Origin of the sequence: Pseudomonas gozinkensis, from assembly GCF_014863585.1 — a bacterium.
GTDB classification, from domain to species: Bacteria; Pseudomonadota; Gammaproteobacteria; order Pseudomonadales; family Pseudomonadaceae; genus Aquipseudomonas; species Aquipseudomonas gozinkensis.
On sequence record NZ_CP062253.1, the window covers coordinates 5,086,524 to 5,105,063 of the forward strand.

Consider the following 18,540-nt stretch of genomic DNA (forward strand, 5'->3'; position numbering starts at 1 on the left):
TTGTTTTCAATCACTGCAGAAAGAAAAAAGGCGCATCCGAAGATGCGCCTTCAGGCCCGTCTTACTCGGCCTTTGGCGTTTCACGCAAACGAATGTGCAATTCGCGCAATGCCTTCGCATCCACGACACCCGGCGCCTGCGTCATCACGTCGGCAGCACTCTGGGTTTTCGGGAAGGCGATCACTTCACGGATCGACTGGGCGCCGGTCATCAGCATCACCAGACGGTCCAGACCGAAGGCCAGACCGCCATGCGGCGGCGCGCCGTATTTCAGGGCGTCGAGCAGGAAGCCGAACTTCTCTTCCTGTTCCGCTTCGTTGATGCCCAGCAGACGGAATACCGCTTGCTGCATTTCTTTACGGTGGATACGGATCGAACCGCCACCCAGCTCGGTGCCGTTCAGCACCATGTCGTAGGCACGGGACAGAGCGCCGGCCGGGTTGGCTTCCAGCTCTTCCGGCGAGCACTTCGGTGCGGTGAACGGGTGGTGCAGCGCGGAGAAGCTGCCGTCGTCGTTCTCTTCGAACATCGGGAAGTCGACGACCCACATCGGTGCCCACTCGCAGGTCAGCAGCTTCAGGTCGTGACCGAGCTTGATACGCAGCGCGCCCAGGGCTTCGCTGACGATCTTGGCCTTGTCGGCGCCGAAGAACACGATGTCGCCGTCGACTGCACCGACGCGATCGAGGATCACGTTCAGCTTGTCTTCAGGGATGTTTTTCACGATCGGCGATTGCAGGCCTTCTACACCAGCAGCGCGCTCGTTGACCTTGATGTACGCCAGGCCCTTGGCACCGTAGATGCCGACGAACTTGGTGTAGTCGTCGATCTGCTTGCGCGGCATGCTCGCCCCGCCTGGAACGCGCAGCGCGGCGATACGGCATTTCGGGTCGTTGGCAGGGCCGCTGAAGACTTTGAAATCAACTTCTTTCAGCTGATCGGCCACGTCGACCAGTTCCAGCGGGTTACGCAGGTCCGGCTTGTCGGAACCGTAACGGCGCATGGCTTCTTCGAAGGTCATGTGCGGGAACTCACCGAACTCCAGATCCAGCACTTCCTTGAACAGGTTGCGGATCATGCCTTCGGTCAGGCCCATGATGTCTTTTTCGTCGAGGAAGCTGGTCTCGATGTCGATCTGAGTGAACTCAGGCTGACGGTCGGCACGCAGGTCTTCGTCGCGGAAGCACTTGGCGATCTGGTAGTAGCGGTCGAAGCCGGCGACCATCAGCAGCTGCTTGAACAGCTGTGGCGATTGCGGCAGGGCGAAGAACGAACCGGCGTGGGTACGGCTCGGTACGAGGTAGTCGCGCGCGCCTTCCGGAGTGGCACGGGTCAGGATCGGCGTTTCGACGTCGAGGAAGCCGTTCTCGTCGAGATAGCGACGGATGCTGGTGGTCATGCGCGAACGCAGACGCAGCTTCTCGGCCATTTCCGGACGACGCAGGTCCAGGAAGCGATAGCGCAGACGGGTTTCCTCGCCCACGTCGGAGAACTCGTTCAGCGGGAACGGCGGGGTTTCCGACTCGTTCAGCACTTCGAGCTCGTAGCCCAGCACTTCGATCATGCCCGACGCCATGTTGGCGTTGGTGGCACCGGCCGGACGCAGACGCACCTTGCCGGTGATCTTCACGACGTATTCGCTGCGCACGCGATCGGCGGCGGCGAAGCTCTCGGCGCGATCCGGATCGAACACTACCTGGGCCAGACCGTCACGATCACGGATATCGAGGAAAATCACCCCGCCGTGGTCGCGACGACGGTGAACCCATCCGCAAAGGGTAATTTCCTGGCCTTCCAGGCTTTCGTTCAGTTGGCCGCAATAATGGCTGCGCATCATGGTAGTGGTTCGCTTCTCGTAATTCGAAATTCGGTGGAGATCCTGCTGCACTCAAGCACTGTGCAACCTGTGGAAACTCGCGCGTGTCGTTCGACCTGGGTTTGAACCCTAGTCAGATTTGTCGCCACCGGCCAGATTCTTCTTCGCGCCGGTCTTGAAATCGGTTTCGTACCAGCCGCTGCCGCTGAGGCGAAAGCCCGGCATCGACAGCTGCTTCTTGAGTTCCGGCGCCTGACAGGCAGGGCAATCGACCAGTGGTGCGTCGCTGATCTTTTGAATGGCTTCCAACTGATGACCACAGGAAGCACATTGGTAATCGTACATCGGCATGGGGTTGTCTCGGCAATCAGATTGCCAGCACGCGCAGGGCGGTGCGGCGAAAGAGCGGGATTATATCCATTAAATGCGGCCTGTGCAGCCGGAAGACTGCACAGGCCGTCTCGTCAGTGACAACCTTCGTCGTGCATCCCCGGAGAATCCCGCAGGCCATGCACCACACACATCACCCGCACCAGACCGCTGAAGTTTTTCACCCCGCCATGACGCAGGTGCACTTCACGATCGACGCGGGACAACAGCGTGCCGACCGAACAGCAATTGTCCTCGGCCATCCGGCCCAGGATGTTCCAGTAAACCTGCTCCAGCCGCATGCAGGTCGCAAACCCGTTCAAACGCACCGAACGGGATAACGGCCGGATCAACGCCATGTCGAACCCGCCGAGCAAAGGTTCTGTGGCGCTCTCCCGTTGCGAACCGACTGCGATCTCTCTTCGCCTGTCTCCAACTTCCATATCGTTGACACTCCTTTGTCATCTCTGCGCCCGTTATCAAGGCAACTTCCCGTGACCTCATTAAATGCGCAGGCACGAAGGCAGTTCCAGATGACTTTTTGACCATCGACGTAGGATAAGCCAACGCGACAAGGAGGATCATGGAGCGGTGGATCGTCTTTCCTGTTTCCTACAGGAAGGAGTGACATTTCCAGGAAAAAAGAGGACAGCGCACGAAAAGGGGTCCGTGCGCTTCCCGTCATCAGGCCTCAAGCAATGCGCGCAGCATCCACGCGGTTTTCTCGTGAACCTGCATGCGCTGGGTCAGCAGGTCGGCGGTAGGTTCATCGCTGACCTTGTCCAGCAGAGGGAAAATGCCCCGTGCGGTCCGGGTGACGGCTTCCTGACCTTCCACCAACTGCTTGATCATGTCTTCGGCACTTGGCACGCCGACTTCCTCTTTAATAGAAGACAGACGTGCGTAAGTCGCATAGGCACCCGGTGCGGGAAAACCCAGCGCCCGGATACGTTCGGCGATCAAATCCACCGCCAGGGCCAATTCGTTGTATTGCTCCTCGAACATCAGATGCAGGGTCCGGAACATCGGCCCGGTGACGTTCCAGTGGAAGTTGTGAGTCTTCAGATACAGCACGTAGGTGTCCGACAGCAGGCGCGAGAGCCCTTCGACGATGGACTTGCGGTCTTCTTCACTGATACCGATATCGATTGCCATGTTTACCCCCTAACGGCGATTGAATTCATCCAGCAGGTGTCGTTCCACTGTAGCAAGGCGACCCACCCCCCGCAGCCCCCGTATGAACGCGATAGACGCGACAAATCGTCCGACGCCTGCCGCTGGCCGGCGTGATTTGAGTACCCGCAGGCTTTGCTGTTAAATAGGCAGTGTGTCGCTACGCCCCGTTTTCCGGGCCTGCGCATAGGCTGATGCCGGGTACGTGTCCAACGCCTCTTATTGTTCCGAAGCGAACCGTGCGCCTTCAGCTCTTCCTTGTGAGCCGTCATAACGTGAGTCAATAAAAATGTTGAAAATCGTCCACCTGCTAATGGGCGCAGCAGCCTTGCTGCTGTCCTTCATACCCAGCCTGAAGTCCGAAGCGGTACCTTACCTGCAACAACCCGATGCACTTTACCTGGCCTTTTTCGGCCTGCTGAACCTGATCCTTGCGCCAGTTATCCCCTACTGGAACAAAGGTCCGCGCCAGCATCTGCAAAATCTGGTCAGCGCCCTGCTGGTGCTGACTGTCGTCCTGCAAACCCTGACCCTGATCGCGCCGATGCCTGTCATCGCCGGCCAGCCAGCTGTGCTGTTCAGCCTGGTCATTGCTCTGGTTGCCGTGGCGGTACACCTGGCCGTCAGCTTCTATAAATCCTCACCGGCCGCCGCCGCGCAAAGCTACGACATGAGCAACCGCGATACCGGCACCGTCAAGTGGTTCAACACCTCCAAAGGCTTCGGCTTTATCTCCCGGGACTCCGGCGATGATATTTTCGTGCACTTTCGCGCCATCCGTGGCGAAGGCCACCGCGTTCTGGTCGAAGGCCAGCGCGTGGAGTTCTCGGTGATGAACCGTGACAAGGGCCTGCAGGCCGAAGACGTGATCGCTGCCCTGCCGCGCCGCTGATCCACGTCCCCGCAATAAAAAAACCGCGAACAGCCTGGCTGTTCGCGGTTTTTTAATGGGAGCACGGGAGCATCCCCGCATACATTTCAATAGTGTGGCGGTGGCGCATCTTCTTCAAAAGACCCGATCTGCCCCACCATCTCCTCCTGACGCTTGAGTACGGCTGCCATCTGCAATTGCAGACGCTCGACCACACGCTGCTGTTCCACCAGCACGTCGTTCAATGCCTGGATGGTGTCGTCCTGAAACGCCAGGCGGCTTTCCAGCTCGGTAACACGTTGTTCAAGGCTCATGACTCAGCCCTCCAGAAAGGTGAAATCTTCGTCCAGCACCAGACGCAGGCGCTCGCGAATCGCGGCCACTTGCCCGGTACTGTAAGGCTTGGCGGGGTGCTTGCCCCAGACCGGCGCCGGCCAGGCGGCATCGTCCCTCTTACGCACGATCACATGCATATGCAGCTGGCTGACCACGTTACCCAGGGTCGCCACATTCATCTTGTCGGCGTCGAAGGAATCCTTCAGCACCTCGGCCAGGGCGGTGGTTTCCTGCCACAGGCGCTGCTGGTCGGCGACATCCAACTGAAACAACTCGCTGATATCGTCGCGGCGTGGCACCAGGATGAACCACGGGTAGTTGGCGTCGTTGGACAACAGCAATCGGCAAAGCGGGAAATCGCCGATGGTCAGCGTGTCCTGTTGAAGTCGTGAATCTAAAGCAAACACTGCGCGCACTCCCGGCGAAATGACCTGTTTTTCAGCTTAGCGCCCCGCTGTAAAAGCAGCACGCCAGGCGACTGGACGGCAGCATACCTGCGATTGCTGCGTCCTTCACGGTGAATGCGCTGATGCAAAGTTCTCCAGCGCCCCGGAATGTGACACTCGCAGCACGAGCGCACCACGACGAGACCCGGACCGCCATCCAGCGTGGCGAAAGGACCGTCTCATGACGCAGCGTTCACGCACCTTGAACGGCTCAACTGTATGAATTCAGTACAGCCTTTGAAATTTTTTGCACCAAAACCGCACAGTGCGTCTACGCTCAGTGCGTCTGGCATCCGCCGAATACTCACCGACGGGGTGAACCGGTAACGTTTTCGATTGTCGTGCAGCGAATTTCACGGAGCAACACCATGCGAAGGATGGCGTCAAGCCTGATTGAAACGCCCGCGAAGCCCCCGGTTTCATGAGGGTTTTACCGCAAAAGACGAGCACCTCGAAAAAAACCGGAACAATTCAGCGGTTTGTGCACGCTTGTTGCATTCATACCCATATGGACTATAAGCGCACCACAAGAAGTGGATGCCTTGGGCCAATAAAAACAGTGGCAGGGTTGCCCGATGGAGATTCAAGCGTTTTGCCAAGGGACTCTTTTTTACCGATGCTCAAGCCCTGTAAAACAGCGCTGAAGTTGTCAGTCCCATTGCATTTGGACTGTAAATTTGCGACATCTACCAAGCCGATTGCGACACGCTCGTAAAGAAGCTGAAAGGTTGGATGTGCAAGTATCGCCAACATGGTCGGCGTGATATAAGTTTGCGCCGACACAAAAAGAAAGAGCCGCCCAGATAATAAAACAGGTGGGACGGCAGTACTCTTCTAAAACCAAAGGAGCAAATCACGATGCGCGTGATGAAGTGGAGCATGATCGCACTGGCAGTTGCAGCAGCAGCCAGTACTCAGATGGCTACGGCCGCACCGTTCGTAAGTGACCAGGCAGAAGCCAAAGGCTTCGTTGAAGACGCGAAAGCTGATTTGCTGATTCGCAACTATTACTTCAACCGTGACAACAAAGACCGTGCCCGTGACGTGAAAGACTGGACCCAGGGTATCTGGGGCAACTTCAGCTCCGGTTACACCCAAGGTACTGTTGGTGTCGGCGTTGATGCATTCGGTTACCTGGCCATCAAACTGGACGGCGGTGCCGGCACCAGCGGTTCGGGCAACATGAGCCGCAGCAACACCTTCAATGCAAACGGTTCCCGCGATCCTGACGACAGCCAAGGCAAAGCCGGCGCAGCCATCAAGTTCCGCGTATCGAAAACCGAGCTGAAAGTCGGTGACATGCAGCCTAGCACCGCTCCGGTGTTCGCTGTTGGCGGCTCCCGTATCCTTCCGCAAACTGCCAGCGGTTTCCAACTGCAGAGCAGCGAGATCAAAGACCTTGACCTCGAAGCCGGTCACTTCTACTCGGCTACCAGCCAGGACCGCAACGCCCGTGAAGGCGGCCTGTACGCGACCTACGCTGGCGTTGAAGCCAAAACCATCGACTACTTCGGTGGCAAGTACGGCATCACCGAAAACCTGAGCGCATCGCTCTACGGCGCCAAACTGGAAGACATCTGGAACCAGTACTACGCCAACGTGAACCTCACCACTCCATTTGGTGGTGACACTTCGCTGAACACCGACTTCAACATCTATCGCACCACCGATACCGGTAGCGCGAAAGCCGGTGACATCAGCAACACCGCGTTCTCCCTGGCTACCGCTCTCTCGTTCCTGAAAGCGCACACCATCACCCTGGCCTTCCAGAAGGTCAACGGTGACACTCCGTTCGACTACATCGGCGTGGGCAAGAACAACCGTGGCGGCGACTCGATCTTCCTCGCCAACTCCATCCAGTACTCTGACTTCAACGCCCCGGGCGAGAAGTCTGCCCAGATCCGTTACGACATCAAGATGGCCGAGTACGGCGTTCCAGGTCTGAGCTTCATGACCCGTTACGTAAAAGGTTGGGACATCGACGGTACCCACACTCCGGCAGGCAGCGCCTACACCGGTCTGTACGGCGAAGATGGCAAACACAACGAAACCAACTTTGAAGCCAAGTACGTTGTTCAGTCTGGCCCAGCCAAAGATCTTTCGTTCCGTATTCGTCAGGCATGGCACTTCGCTAACGCCGACGAAGGTGAAGGCGATACCAAAGAGTTCCGTCTGATCGTCGACTACCCGCTGTCGCTTTTGTAATCGCTTCGATTTAGTTGCGGTAACAAAACAAAAAGGCCCATCTTCGGATGGGCCTTTTTTATTGCCTGTCACTTGTAATAGATGCCTGACCGATAAGTCAGGCAATTAATTAGCAACCTATCATTACACTGCCGATTCCTGAACCACACGAATCACTCGTTGCGGAAACGGGATATCAATTCCGGCAGTTTTTAAACGATCACGGGACTGTTCGTTAAACATGAACATCACATCCCAGTAATCCGCAGTTTTAACCCACACACGCAGGGAAACAGTGATCGAACTGTCACCCAGTGTCGAAATAACGGCCTGAGGTGCCGGATCCTGCAAAACGCGATCATCCTTGGCCAGATCCAGCAGCACCTGTCGGGCCTTTTGCAGATCGGCTTCGTAATCCACACCCACATCAAACACAACCTTGCGGGTTGGCTGACGGTTGGTGTTGGTAATGATGCCGTTCGACAGGTTGCCGTTCGGGACGATGATGGTCTTGTTGTCGCCGGTACGCAGCACGGTGTGGAAAATCTGGATGCTGTCGACGGTACCCGCCACACCCTGGGCTTCGATCCAGTCACCGATGCGGAACGGACGGAACAGCAGAATCAGCACGCCGCCGGCGAAGTTCGCCAGACTGCCCTGCAACGCCAGACCGATAGCCAGGCCGGCCGCACCGATCGCCGCCACGAACGAAGTGGTCTCGACGCCAATCATCGACGCCACGCTGACGATCAGCAGCACCTTGAGAATGATGTTGGCCAGGCTGCTGATGAAACCTTGCAGCGCCAGGTCGGCATTGCGCAGGGCCAGCAGGCCGCCGAGCTTTTGCGTGACCTTGTTGATCAGCCACCAGCCGATGGCCAGGGTAATCACCGCCAGCAACACGCGGCTGCCGTATTCCATGATCATCGGAATCCACGCCTGGGATGCCTTGACCAGGTTGTCTACCTCAGCATTCAAATCCATCTTTTATCTCCTGATTGCCGGCTTCCCGGGCTATAAAAAACCAGCGGCAGAAAGACCGAACCGCACTGGGCTCAATCGTTTCTGCCGTTGCTTGGGCCTCGGACGCCTTAAACGCCGAGAGGTTCCCGACCGGAAAAAGCTTAGTCGCGGAAGTTGTTGAACTGCAGTGGCATGCCGAATTCCTTGGCACGCAGGGCCGCGATGGCTTCCTGCAGGTCGTCACGCTTCTTGCCGGTCACACGCACCTGCTCGCCCTGAATGGCGGCCTGCACCTTGAGCTTGGCTTCCTTGATGTGGCCGACGATTTTCTTCGCCAGCTCCTTGTCGATGCCTTCCTTGAGGACGGCGTCCTGTTTCATCAGCTTGCCCGAAGCGAAGGAGTCTTTGACTTCAAGGCACTGCACATCGATCTTGCGCTTGACCAGGGCCAGCTTGAGGATCTCGATCATCGCTTCCAGCTGGAAATCGGCTTCAGCGGTCAGGTGGACGGTCAGGTCCTTTTCCTTGAATTCAAAGCTGCCCTTGCCTTTCAGGTCATAACGACGATCGAGTTCCTTCACGGCGTTCTCGACCGCGTTGGTGAGTTCGTGTTTGTCCAGTTCGGATACCACGTCGAACGACGGCATGTAATCTCTCCAATAAAAAGGCGCGCTCGGTCAGGACGCGGCGCGCTTGGCTTGCGGTTAAAATCGGGCTCATTATAACGGGTCTTTTCCCACCGACACGGCGAGCCTTGCATGCCTGTACCTTACCGAGTGAAAAACTGATGTCCACCCCCTGGCATGTCCTGGGCGCCGGAAGTCTCGGCACGCTCTGGGCCACGCGTCTGGCCCGGGCCGGATTGCCGGTCCGGCTGATCCTGCGCGACATCGACCGCTTGCACGACTATGCAACGGCGGGCGGCCTGACCCTCGTCGAACAAGGCGTGACCAGCCGTTACGCCATCCCCGGTGAAACCCCGGACAGTCCCGGCCCCATCCGTCGCCTGCTGGTGGCTTGCAAGGCCTACGACGCCGAAGCGGCCGTGGCCGGACTTGCCCACCGCCTGGCACCGGACGCCGAACTCATCCTGTTGCAGAACGGCCTCGGCAGCCAGGAAGCGGTCGCCGCACGTGTCCCACAAGCCCGCTGCATCAGTGCCTCCAGCACCGAGGGCGCGTTTCGCGACGGCGACTGGCGCGTGGTGTTTGCCGGCCATGGTTACACCTGGCTCGGTGACGCCAGCCATCCCGTGGCCCCCATCTGGCTGGACGATCTCGAGGCAGCGAAAATCCCCCATGAGTGGAGCGCCGACATTCTTACCCGCCTGTGGCGCAAACTGGCGCTCAACTGTGCGATCAATCCGCTGACGGTGCTGCACGACTGCCGCAACGGCGGCCTCCAGCAACATCACTGTGAAGTCGCGACGCTGTGTGGCGAACTGACCGAACTGCTCGAACGTTGCGGGCAACCGGCGGCGGCGGACAACCTGCAACAGGAAGTCGAACGGGTGATCCAGGCCACGGCGGCGAACTTCTCGTCGATGTATCAGGATGTGGCCAATAAACGCCGCACCGAAATCAGCTATCTGCTCGGCCATGCCTGCAAGGTAGCCGAGCGTCATCAACTGAACCTGCCACATCTCAAGCAATTGCAGCAGCGCCTGATCGCTCATCTGAACAGTCTCGGATTGCCCGTCGACTGAGCAGCGGCTACGCTGGCCACTTGTTCCTTTGCTGCGATAAACCTGATGCCATTGCGCCAGCGCCTCGAAAACCTGCCGGTCGGCCAGAAACTGCTGGCCGCCCTGCTGGTGCTGTTGACCACCGTGTTGCTGGTCGCCAACCTGACCTTTATCAGCGCCGCCTATTACATTTCCCAGGAAAGCATGGCACCCCAGGCGTTGCAGACCATCGGGCGACTGGTGTCGAACCCAAGTCTGGTGGCCGAGGCCTTGCAATCGCCGCAAAGCGCCGAGCGCCTGCTCAAGGAACTCGACAGCTATTCGCCGCTGCGCGCCGCTGCTTTATACGACGGCAAAGGCGAACGTCTGGCGCAGTTGCAACACGGCGACAAACTCAACCTGCCGGAACGTTATCGGCACATCGAAGCCTGGCAACTGACCGAGTTTCGCAGCAACCAGCTGATCACCCTGCCCCGCCCCGGCACTGCGCCGGGCCACCTGTTGCTGGTGGCCAGCAGCGAGCTGCCGGTGGCGTTCTACACCGGCACGCTCACGGCCAGCCTGGGGATTCTGATTTTCAGTGTGCTGCTGTGGCTGGTCATCGCCCGGCAGATCAAGCGCCTGATCACCCGGCCGATCCATCAGCTCGAAGAACTGTCCCGCCAGGTGACCCGCGAGGAGAACTACGCCCTGCGCGCCTCCCGGGGCAACCATGACGAAATCGGCAGCCTCGCCGAGGCGTTCAATACCATGCTCTCGCGCATTGAGGCCCGGGAGCAGCAGCTCAAGCGCGCCCGCGACGATTCGCAAGCCGCCTACGATCAGGCGCAGGGTCTGGCCGAAGAAACCCGCCACACCAACCGCAAGCTGGAACTGGAAGTCCAGGTGCGCAGCAAGATCGAGAAGAAGCTCACCGGGTTCCAGAACTACCTCAACAGCATCATCGACTCCATGCCCTCGGCGCTGATCGCCCTCGACGAACAGCTCTATGTCACGCAGTGGAACCAGGAAGCCAGCGCCCTTTCCGGCACACGGCTGGACGAGGCGCTGAACCAGCCGATCTTCCTCGCTTTCGAACCGCTCAAGCCGTTTCTGCCGCAACTCAAGCAGACCGTCGAACAACACACGGTGGCGAAGATCGAGCGGGTGACCTGGTTCAAGGACGACGAGCCCAAGCACTACGCCCTGACCTTCTACCCGCTGATGGGCGGCGCCGGGCGTGGTGTGGTGATCCGGATCGACGACATCACCCAGCGCCTGTCGCTGGAAGAAATGATGGTGCAGTCGGAAAAAATGCTGTCGGTTGGAGGCCTCGCCGCCGGCATGGCTCACGAAATCAACAACCCGCTGGGGGCGATCCTGCACAACGTGCAGAACATTCGCCGACGTCTATCGCCAGACCTGCCGAAGAACCTCGAGCAGGCCGAGCAACTGGGCATCGAACTCGATACCGTGAACCGCTATCTGCAAGGGCGGGAAGTCCCGCAACTGCTCGACGGCATCCAGCAGGCCGGCGCCCGGGCGGCGAAAATCGTTACCCATATGCTCAGCTTCAGCCGCCGCAGCAACCGCCAGATGGCGCCGTGCGACCTGCCAGCACTGATCGATCAAGCGGTGGAAATCGCCGGCAACGACTTCGACCTGGCCATCGGCTTCGACTTCAAGGGCCAGGCGATCGTTCGCCAGTTCGACCCGGCGCTGGGTCCCGTGCCGGGCACCGCCAACGAGCTCGAACAGGTATTGCTCAACCTGCTGAAGAACGCCGCGCAGGCGATCCACCAGCGCGAAGATGACAGCGAGCCGGGGCGAATCACGTTGCGCACACGGCTTAATCCGCCCTGGGCCGAGATTCAGGTCGAGGACAACGGCATCGGCATGAGCGAGAACGTGCGCAAGCGCACCTTCGAGCCGTTCTTCACCACCAAGGAAATCGGCCAGGGCACGGGCCTCGGGCTGTCGGTGTCGTACTTCATCATCACCAACAACCACAAAGGGCAGATGGAAGTGCAGTCGGCGCCGGGGCAAGGCACCTGCTTCACCCTGCGCCTGCCACTGGCGCAACCGGCGCCCATCGCCGCCGAAACCAATCAACTACCGAGGTAAACCATGGGCTTTCGCTTGTCGAAGATCTACACCCGCACCGGCGACAAGGGCGAAACCGGACTGGGCGACGGCCGCCGGGTGCCCAAGGATCACCCGCGCATCGAGGCCATTGGCGAAGTCGATACGTTGAACAGTCAGGTCGGCGTGCTGCTGGCCGGATTGCTCGCTGAACGCGAAAACTGCCCTGGGCTAAATGAGCTGATCGACGTATTGGCGCCCTGCCAACACCGCTTGTTCGACCTTGGCGGTGAGCTGGCGATGCCGGAGTATCAGGCGCTGAACGCAGCAGAAATCGAACGGCTGGAAGCCGCCATCGATGTGTGGAACGAGGAATTGGGGCCGCTGGAGAATTTCATTCTGCCGGGCGGTTCGATGCTGATCGCCCAGGCCCATGTCTGTCGCAGCCTGGCACGCAGTGCCGAACGGCGTTGTCAGCATTTGAATGCGATCGAACCGTTGGCCGGGGTTGGGCTGGCGTATATCAATCGCTTGTCGGATCTGTTGTTTGTGGCGGCGAGGCTGATCGCCCGGCGCCAGGGCATTGCCGAGATTCTGTGGCAACCGGCGGCGAAACCTTCAGAGGTGTAGCGCCTGGAAGTCAGTCATCGCTGGCAAGCCAGCTCCCACAAGGTTCTTGATCGTTCACAAGTATTCTATGAAGCCTTAAACCTGTGGGAGCTGGCTTGCCAGCGATGAGGCCACTGGCCTCACCGCAAACTCAGGCCTGTGGCCAGAACGCCCGAATCCCCGCCACACCCTGAGCCCCGGCATTCCACGCTTTTTCGCGCTCCGCCGGGCCGACGCCACCCAACAGAAACACCGGTTTGCTGAAGCCTTCGATCAACGTCGAAGCCTGCTCCCAGCCCAACGGCTGAGCGTCCGGATGAGTCAGGGTCGGCTGCACCGGCGACAGGGTGACGAAATCCACGCCCATCTGCTCGGCCAGCGCCAATTCCTCAGCATTGTGGCAAGACGCTGCCAACCAGCGCTCCGCCGGTAACGGACGCCCAGCAGCTGCGTACTTGCGCAGCTGCGCCGAAGTGATGTGCCAACCGGCAGCCGGGAAATCCCCCAGCCACTCGAACGGGCCCTTGATCATCAACTGCGCCTTGCCGGCACACAGGCCGACCGCGTCTACCGCAAGGTCGCGGTACTTCGGGTCATAGCCATTGGGCGCACGCAGCTGGATCAGTTTGACGCCGCCGGCAATCGCCTTCTGGATACCGCGCAGCAAGGCCGGGGTTTCCAGGTCTTCCGGCGTGATCAGGTATTCAGCGGGCAAACGCGCCGCCGCCACAATGGGCTGATTCGCTGCCGGGAACTCGTAATTCGTCAGTTCCCTGGCCGAAACCCAGGCCAATGGCTGGCCTTCGGCGCCATGGGGCTCCCCGGTGAAGCTCGAGACTTCCCAGACATCCAGCAACACCTGCTTGTCCGGGTAATCGTGGCGCACCTTGATCAGCGGCCGAGCGGCACCGACGACAATGCCCAACTCTTCTTGCAGCTCGCGGGCCAGCGCGGCTTGCACCGACTCCTCGGCTTCGACCTTGCCACCGGGAAATTCCCAGAGGCCGCCCTGATGCTGGGTATCGGCACGGCGGGCGATCAGAATCCTGCCGCTGTCGTCACGAATGACGGCGGCGGCGACGTGTACACGTTTCACGACTGCAATTCCTCCAGTCCTGCCTTTTGCCAGGCCTTGAAGGCCGGCCATTGGTAGACGGTTTCAACATAGGCTTCATCGACGGCCGGCAGTTTCACCTGATAAGTGCGCAGACGCACGGCAATCGGCGCGAAAAACGCATCGGCCAACGACACACGACCAAACAGGAACGGCCCCGGTTCGGTGGCAACGGCACGGCATTCAGCCCACAGCGCGAGCATGCGCTCGACATCGACCTTCACTTCCGGCGGCACCGGGTTGAGCGGCGCATCGTGGCTCAGGTTGAACGGCATGTGATTGCGCATCGCAAAAAAGCCGCTGTGCATCTGTGCGCAGGCGGATCGGGCCTGAGCACGGGCGGCGATATCGGTCGGCCACAGTTGCTCGGAAGGAAACTGTTCGGCCAGGTATTCGGCAATCGCCAGAGAGTCGGCGACGGTGCCACGGGCGGTTTTCAGCAGCGGCACCTTGGCAGTCGGCGAATGCGCCAGCAGCCGCTCGCGGGTGTCGGGCTTGCCGAGCTTGATCAGTTCTTCGGTGTAGGGCGCGCCGGTCAGTTCAAGCGCCAGTGCCGCGCGCAGGGACCAGGAGGAAAGCAGTTTGTCGCCGATGATCAGGTGAAGGCTCATGATTGAGGTGCCTTTTCGTCAGAGAATCAATTCCAGACTCGTAGCGTCTGATCTGCCGTCTTCGCGGGCAAGCCCGCTCCCACAGGATTCGGCGGCGTGCACAAGCTTTGTGCCCGACAATAATCACTGTGGGAGCGGGCTTGCCCGCGAAGAGGCCAGTCGCCCACTCCCTGTTTCAGATCAGGTGCGGTATTCGGCGTTGATCTTCACGTACTCGTGGGACAGGTCGGTGGTCCAGATGGTTTCGCTGCAATCGCCGCGACCCAGCTCGATACGGATGGTGATTTCTTCCTGCTGCATCACTGCCGAGCCCTGGGCTTCGGTATAGGTAGCAGCACGAGCGCCACGGCTGGCAATGCACACTTCGCCGAGGAACACGTCGATCTTGCTCACGTCCAGATCCGGCACGCCGGCACGGCCGACGGCGGCGAGGATGCGGCCCCAGTTCGGGTCGGAGGCGAACAGTGCGGTCTTGATCAGCGGCGAGTGAGCCACGGTGTAGCCGACGTCCAGACATTCCTGGTGATTGCCGCCGCCGTTGACTTCAACGGTCACGAACTTGGTCGCGCCTTCGCCGTCACGCACGATGGCCTGGGCCACGTCCATGCACACTTCGAACACGGCCTGTTTCAGCTTGGCGAACAGCTCGCCTTCGGTACGGGTGATTTCCGGCAGCGCAGCCTTGCCGGTGGCGATCAGCATGCAGCAGTCGTTGGTCGAAGTGTCACCGTCGATGGTGATGCGGTTGAACGACTTGTTGGCGCCGTCCAGCATCAGGTTGTGCAGCACGTCGCGGGAGACTTTGGCGTCGGTGGCGATGTAACCGAGCATGGTCGCCATGTTCGGACGGATCATGCCCGCGCCCTTGCTGATGCCGGTGACGGTGATGGTCACGCCGTCATGCTGGAACTGGCGGCTGGCGCCCTTTGGCAGCGTGTCGGTGGTCATGATGCCGGTGGCGGCGGCTTCCCAGTTGTTTTCCGACAGATCGTCCAGCGCAGCCTGCAGAGCGCCTTCGATCTTCTCGACTGGCAGTGGCTCGCCGATCACGCCGGTGGAGTACGGCAGGATCTGGCTGGCATCCACGCCGGTCAGCTCGGCGAGCTTGGCGGTGGTGCGCTCGGCGGCGGCCAGTCCCGGCTCGCCGGTGCCGGCGTTGGCATTGCCGGTGTTGGTCAACAGGTAGCGCACAGCGTTCTGCACGCGTTTCTTGGCCAGGATCACCGGCGCTGCACAGAAAGCGTTCAACGTGAACACGCCCGCCACGGTAGAACCTTCGGCGCAACGCATCACGACGACATCCTTGCGCCCTGGGCGCTTGATGCCGGCCGAAGCGATACCGAGTTCAAAACCGGCAACCGGGTGCAACGTTGGCAAAGGACCAAGACCAACAGCCATGAATGCGCTCCTTACTCAATGATGTCAGCACCGCCAAGCGTAGTGACGGTGGTGTAAATGGCAAAACGCCGCGACGGCTGGTGCCGGTCGCGGCGCGGGTATTTCAGCAATTGAAACGGGGTTTACTGGATCTGCCCGTGGCAATGCTTGAATTTCTTGCCCGAGCCGCAGTAGCACAGTTCGTTGCGGCCCAGCTTCTGCTCGTTGCGAACCGGCGCGGTGGCGAGGGCCACATCGACCTCATCACCGACCAGTGCTTCCGGCTGCTCCAGGCCCGGAGCCTCGGCGTGTTCGAACTGCATGCGAGCGGCCAGGGCTTCGGCTTCCTGACGCAGGCGCTGCTCTTCTTCGGCCGGATCTTCGCGGCGAACCTGAACGTGCGACAGCACACGGATCGAGTCGCGCTTGATCGAATCCAGCAGCTCGGCGAACAGCGTGAAGGACTCGCGCTTGTATTCCTGCTTCGGGTTCTTCTGCGCGTAACCACGCAGGTGGATACCGTGACGCAGGTGATCCATGGTCGACAGGTGGTCTTTCCACAGGTCGTCCAGAACGCGCAGCACGATCTGCTTCTCGAAGGAGCGCAGTGCGTCGGCACCGGCCTGGTCTTCTTTCTCGTTGTACGCGGCGATCAGCTCGTTCATCAGCTTCTCGCGCAGGGTTTCTTCGTACAGGTGATCGTCTTCGTCGAGCCATTGCTGGATCGGCAGCTTCACACCGAAGTCGCTGGCAATCGACGCTTCCAGACCGGCCACGTCCCACTGCTCTGGCAGCGATTGCGGCGGGATGTGCGCGCTGACGGTGGCGTTCAGTACGTCCTGACGGAAGTCGGCAATGGTTTCGCCGATGTTGTCCGCAGCCAGCAACGTGTTGCGCATGTGATAGATCACTTTACGCTGTTCGTTGTTGACGTCGTCGAACTCGAGCAGTTGCTTGCGAATGTCGAAGTTGCGGCCTTCAACCTTGCGCTGCGCCTTCTCGATGGCGTTGGTCACCATGCGGTGCTCGATCGCTTCACCGGACTGCATGCCCAGGGCTTTCATGAAGTTCTTCACCCGGTCAGAGGCAAAGATGCGCATCAGGCTGTCTTCCAGCGACAGGTAGAAGCGGCTCGAACCGGCATCGCCCTGACGGCCGGCACGGCCACGCAACTGGTTGTCGATACGACGGGATTCGTGACGCTCGGACGCGATCACCTGCAGACCGCCGGACTCCAGCACTTGCTGGTGACGCTTCTGCCAGTCGGCCTTGATCTGGGCGATCTGCTCAGGGGTCGGGTTTTCCAGCGACGCGACTTCAACTTCCCAGTTGCCGCCCAACAGGATGTCGGTACCACGACCGGCCATGTTGGTAGCGATGGTCAGTGCGCCCGGACGACCGGCCTGTGCAATGATTTCAGCTTCTTTTTCGTGGAACTTGGCGTTCAGAACCTTGTGTTCGATGCCTTCCTTCACGAGCAATGCGGACATGTGCTCGGAGGTTTCGATGGTCGCAGTACCCACCAGCACCGGACGGCCGGCGGCCATGCTTTCCTTGATGTCATTGACGATCGCCGCATATTTCTCTTCGGCGGTCAGGAACACCAGGTCGTTGTAGTCCTTACGGGCCAACGGCTTGTTGGTCGGGATCACGATGACCGGCAGACCATAGATCTGGTGGAATTCGAACGCTTCGGTGTCGGCCGTACCGGTCATGCCGGACAGCTTGTCGTACAGACGGAAGTAGTTCTGGAACGTGGTCGATGCCAGGGTCTGGCTCTCGGCCTGGATGTTCAGGTTTTCCTTGGCCTCGATGGCCTGGTGCAGGCCTTCGGACAGACGACGGCCCGGCATGGTACGACCGGTGTGCTCGTCGACCAGTACGACCTGACCGTCCTGCACGATGTATTCGACGTTGCGGTTGAACAGTTTGTGCGCACGCAGACCGGCGTAAACGTGAGTCAGCAGGCTCAGGTTGTGCGCCGAGTACAGGCTCTCGCCCTCGGCCAGCAGACCGATGCTGGTCAGTTGGTCTTCGATGAACTGGTGGCCAGCTTCGTTGAGTTCGACCTGACGGGTCTTCTCGTCAACGGTGAAATGGCCTTCCTGGGTGACGACACCCTCGACTTCTTCAACGTGCAGCTTGAGTTTCGGGATCAGCTTGTTGATCTCGATGTACAGCTTGGAGCTGTCCTCGGCCTGACCGGAAATGATCAGCGGAGTACGGGCTTCGTCGATGAGGATGGAGTCGACTTCGTCGATCACGGCAAAGTTGAGTTCGCGCTGGAATTTCTCTTCCATGCTGAACGCCATGTTGTCGCGCAGGTAGTCGAAACCGAATTCGTTGTTGGTGCCGTAGGTGATGTCGGCGGCGTAGGCCAGGCGTTTCTCTTCCGGCGGCTGGAACGGCGTCACGATGCCGACGGTCAGGCCGAGGAATTCATACAGCGGGCGCATCCAGTTGGCGTCACGGCGGGCCAGGTAGTCGTTCACGGTCACAACGTGCACGCCCTTGCCGGACAGCGCGTTGAGGTAAACACCCAGGGTACCCACCAGCGTCTTGCCTTCACCGGTACGCATTTCGGCGATCCGGCCCTCATGCAGGGTCATGCCACCGATCAGCTGGACGTCGAAGTGGCGCATGCCCATGACGCGCTTGCCGGCTTCGCGGGCGACCGCAAAGGCTTCCGGCAACAGCTTGTCGAGGGTCTCCCCCTTGGCAATGCGGTCCTTGAACTCTGCGGTCTTGGCGCGCAGTTGATCGTCCGAGAGGGCGACCATCTTCTCTTCGAAGGCATTGACGAGCTGCACCGTCTTGAGCATGCGTTTGACTTCACGCTCGTTCTTGCTTCCAAAAAGTTTCTTTAACAAAGGCGCAAACATATCGGCAGGATCTTCCACACTAAAGGGATGGAGGGCGGCCCCGT

17 protein-coding genes are annotated in these 18,540 nt (G+C 59.8%); 5 read left to right on the top strand and 12 right to left on the bottom strand.

Features of this window, described 5'->3' with window-relative positions; translation table 11 throughout:
• Positions 1-61: 61 nt before the first annotated feature.
• From aspS to IHQ43_RS22650, 4 genes are all read right to left on the bottom strand, one after another.
• Positions 62-1,837, bottom strand: coding sequence for an aspartate--tRNA ligase (gene aspS / locus IHQ43_RS22635; protein ID WP_192562173.1), 1,776 nt, complete (start codon positions 1,835-1,837; stop codon positions 62-64).
• A gap of 108 nt (positions 1,838-1,945) precedes the next feature.
• The gene (locus tag IHQ43_RS22640; RefSeq protein WP_007951210.1) at positions 1,946-2,167 is read right to left on the bottom strand and encodes an FmdB family zinc ribbon protein; all 222 of its coding nucleotides are present in this window, start codon (positions 2,165-2,167) and stop codon (positions 1,946-1,948) included.
• Between the two features lie 113 nt (positions 2,168-2,280).
• Positions 2,281-2,628, bottom strand: coding sequence for a ribbon-helix-helix domain-containing protein (locus IHQ43_RS22645; RefSeq protein WP_192562174.1), 348 nt, complete (start codon positions 2,626-2,628; stop codon positions 2,281-2,283).
• Positions 2,629-2,869: 241 nt separating this feature from the next.
• Complete coding sequence (locus tag IHQ43_RS22650) at positions 2,870-3,340, bottom strand: Dps family protein (protein WP_192562175.1); 471 nt, start codon at positions 3,338-3,340, stop codon at positions 2,870-2,872.
• A gap of 307 nt (positions 3,341-3,647) precedes the next feature.
• Between IHQ43_RS22650 and IHQ43_RS29710 the strand changes: the two genes are divergently transcribed.
• The gene (locus IHQ43_RS29710; RefSeq protein WP_192562176.1) at positions 3,648-4,250 is read left to right on the top strand and encodes a cold-shock protein; all 603 of its coding nucleotides are present in this window, start codon (positions 3,648-3,650) and stop codon (positions 4,248-4,250) included.
• 86 nt (positions 4,251-4,336) lie between these two features.
• On the opposite strand, the gene IHQ43_RS22660 is transcribed toward IHQ43_RS29710, so the two are convergent.
• Together IHQ43_RS22660 and IHQ43_RS22665 are read right to left on the bottom strand one after the other, a co-directional pair.
• Positions 4,337-4,543: a SlyX family protein gene (locus IHQ43_RS22660; protein WP_039766003.1), complete on the bottom strand. Its 207-nt coding sequence runs from the start codon at positions 4,541-4,543 to the stop codon at positions 4,337-4,339.
• A gap of 3 nt (positions 4,544-4,546) precedes the next feature.
• The gene (locus IHQ43_RS22665; RefSeq protein ID WP_192562177.1) at positions 4,547-4,972 is read right to left on the bottom strand and encodes an HIT family protein; all 426 of its coding nucleotides are present in this window, start codon (positions 4,970-4,972) and stop codon (positions 4,547-4,549) included.
• Positions 4,973-5,869: 897 nt separating this feature from the next.
• Here IHQ43_RS22665 and IHQ43_RS22670 point away from each other — a divergent pair.
• The gene (locus IHQ43_RS22670) at positions 5,870-7,216 is read left to right on the top strand and encodes an OprD family porin (protein WP_192562178.1); all 1,347 of its coding nucleotides are present in this window, start codon (positions 5,870-5,872) and stop codon (positions 7,214-7,216) included.
• A gap of 123 nt (positions 7,217-7,339) precedes the next feature.
• Here IHQ43_RS22670 and IHQ43_RS22675 read toward each other — a convergent pair whose 3' ends face one another.
• On the bottom strand, positions 7,340-8,179 hold the full coding sequence (locus tag IHQ43_RS22675; RefSeq protein ID WP_007951217.1) for a mechanosensitive ion channel family protein: 840 nt from the start codon (positions 8,177-8,179) through the stop codon (positions 7,340-7,342).
• Between the two features lie 140 nt (positions 8,180-8,319).
• Positions 8,320-8,805 carry a YajQ family cyclic di-GMP-binding protein gene (locus IHQ43_RS22680; RefSeq protein WP_007951218.1) on the bottom strand — a complete coding sequence of 162 codons (486 nt, stop codon included), beginning with the start codon at positions 8,803-8,805 and terminating at the stop codon, positions 8,320-8,322.
• Between the two features lie 140 nt (positions 8,806-8,945).
• Between IHQ43_RS22680 and IHQ43_RS22685 the strand changes: the two genes are divergently transcribed.
• The 3 genes from IHQ43_RS22685 to IHQ43_RS22695 are packed head-to-tail and all read left to right on the top strand — an operon-like array spanning position 8,946 to position 12,533.
• Positions 8,946-9,863 (top strand): putative 2-dehydropantoate 2-reductase, encoded by a 918-nt coding sequence (locus IHQ43_RS22685; RefSeq protein ID WP_192562179.1) that lies wholly within the window; start codon positions 8,946-8,948, stop codon positions 9,861-9,863.
• A gap of 45 nt (positions 9,864-9,908) precedes the next feature.
• Positions 9,909-11,945: a sensor histidine kinase gene (locus IHQ43_RS22690; protein WP_192562180.1), complete on the top strand. Its 2,037-nt coding sequence runs from the start codon at positions 9,909-9,911 to the stop codon at positions 11,943-11,945.
• Between the two features lie 3 nt (positions 11,946-11,948).
• Positions 11,949-12,533: a cob(I)yrinic acid a,c-diamide adenosyltransferase gene (locus IHQ43_RS22695; RefSeq protein ID WP_192562181.1), complete on the top strand. Its 585-nt coding sequence runs from the start codon at positions 11,949-11,951 to the stop codon at positions 12,531-12,533.
• Between the two features lie 130 nt (positions 12,534-12,663).
• Here IHQ43_RS22695 and IHQ43_RS22700 read toward each other — a convergent pair whose 3' ends face one another.
• The 4 genes from IHQ43_RS22700 to secA all read right to left on the bottom strand — a co-directional run bounded on the left by IHQ43_RS22700 (position 12,664) and on the right by secA (position 18,496).
• Positions 12,664-13,608, bottom strand: a complete 945-nt coding sequence (locus IHQ43_RS22700) for a Nudix family hydrolase (protein ID WP_192562182.1) — start codon at positions 13,606-13,608, stop codon at positions 12,664-12,666.
• Entirely contained in the window at positions 13,605-14,237 is a 633-nt protein-coding gene (locus IHQ43_RS22705) for a glutathione S-transferase family protein (RefSeq protein WP_192562183.1), read from the bottom strand. Before IHQ43_RS22705 ends, IHQ43_RS22700 begins: the two co-directional genes overlap by 4 nt.
• Before the next feature lie 180 nt (positions 14,238-14,417).
• Positions 14,418-15,635 carry a bifunctional glutamate N-acetyltransferase/amino-acid acetyltransferase ArgJ gene (gene argJ / locus IHQ43_RS22710; RefSeq protein ID WP_192562184.1) on the bottom strand — a complete coding sequence of 406 codons (1,218 nt, stop codon included), beginning with the start codon at positions 15,633-15,635 and terminating at the stop codon, positions 14,418-14,420.
• Between the two features lie 122 nt (positions 15,636-15,757).
• Positions 15,758-18,496, bottom strand: coding sequence for a preprotein translocase subunit SecA (gene secA / locus IHQ43_RS22715; protein WP_192562185.1), 2,739 nt, complete (start codon positions 18,494-18,496; stop codon positions 15,758-15,760).
• Positions 18,497-18,540 lie beyond the last annotated feature (44 nt).

Bases quoted from the DNA above. Each gene is read 5' to 3' on its own strand.
- aspS (WP_192562173.1), bottom strand. From the start codon at position 1,837: ATGATGCGCAGCCATTATTGCGGCCAACTGAACGAAAGCCTGGAAGGC.
- IHQ43_RS22640 (WP_007951210.1), bottom strand. From the start codon at position 2,167: ATGCCGATGTACGATTACCAATGTGCTTCCTGTGGTCATCAGTTGGAA.
- IHQ43_RS22645 (WP_192562174.1), bottom strand. From the start codon at position 2,628: ATGGAAGTTGGAGACAGGCGAAGAGAGATCGCAGTCGGTTCGCAACGG.
- IHQ43_RS22650 (WP_192562175.1), bottom strand. From the start codon at position 3,340: ATGGCAATCGATATCGGTATCAGTGAAGAAGACCGCAAGTCCATCGTC.
- IHQ43_RS29710 (WP_192562176.1), top strand. From the start codon at position 3,648: ATGTTGAAAATCGTCCACCTGCTAATGGGCGCAGCAGCCTTGCTGCTG.
- IHQ43_RS22660 (WP_039766003.1), bottom strand. From the start codon at position 4,543: ATGAGCCTTGAACAACGTGTTACCGAGCTGGAAAGCCGCCTGGCGTTT.
- IHQ43_RS22670 (WP_192562178.1), top strand. From the start codon at position 5,870: ATGCGCGTGATGAAGTGGAGCATGATCGCACTGGCAGTTGCAGCAGCA.
- IHQ43_RS22675 (WP_007951217.1), bottom strand. From the start codon at position 8,179: ATGGATTTGAATGCTGAGGTAGACAACCTGGTCAAGGCATCCCAGGCG.
- IHQ43_RS22680 (WP_007951218.1), bottom strand. From the start codon at position 8,805: ATGCCGTCGTTCGACGTGGTATCCGAACTGGACAAACACGAACTCACC.
- IHQ43_RS22685 (WP_192562179.1), top strand. From the start codon at position 8,946: ATGTCCACCCCCTGGCATGTCCTGGGCGCCGGAAGTCTCGGCACGCTC.
- IHQ43_RS22690 (WP_192562180.1), top strand. From the start codon at position 9,909: ATGCCATTGCGCCAGCGCCTCGAAAACCTGCCGGTCGGCCAGAAACTG.
- IHQ43_RS22695 (WP_192562181.1), top strand. From the start codon at position 11,949: ATGGGCTTTCGCTTGTCGAAGATCTACACCCGCACCGGCGACAAGGGC.
- IHQ43_RS22705 (WP_192562183.1), bottom strand. From the start codon at position 14,237: ATGAGCCTTCACCTGATCATCGGCGACAAACTGCTTTCCTCCTGGTCC.
- argJ (WP_192562184.1), bottom strand. From the start codon at position 15,635: ATGGCTGTTGGTCTTGGTCCTTTGCCAACGTTGCACCCGGTTGCCGGT.
- secA (WP_192562185.1), bottom strand. From the start codon at position 18,496: ATGTTTGCGCCTTTGTTAAAGAAACTTTTTGGAAGCAAGAACGAGCGT.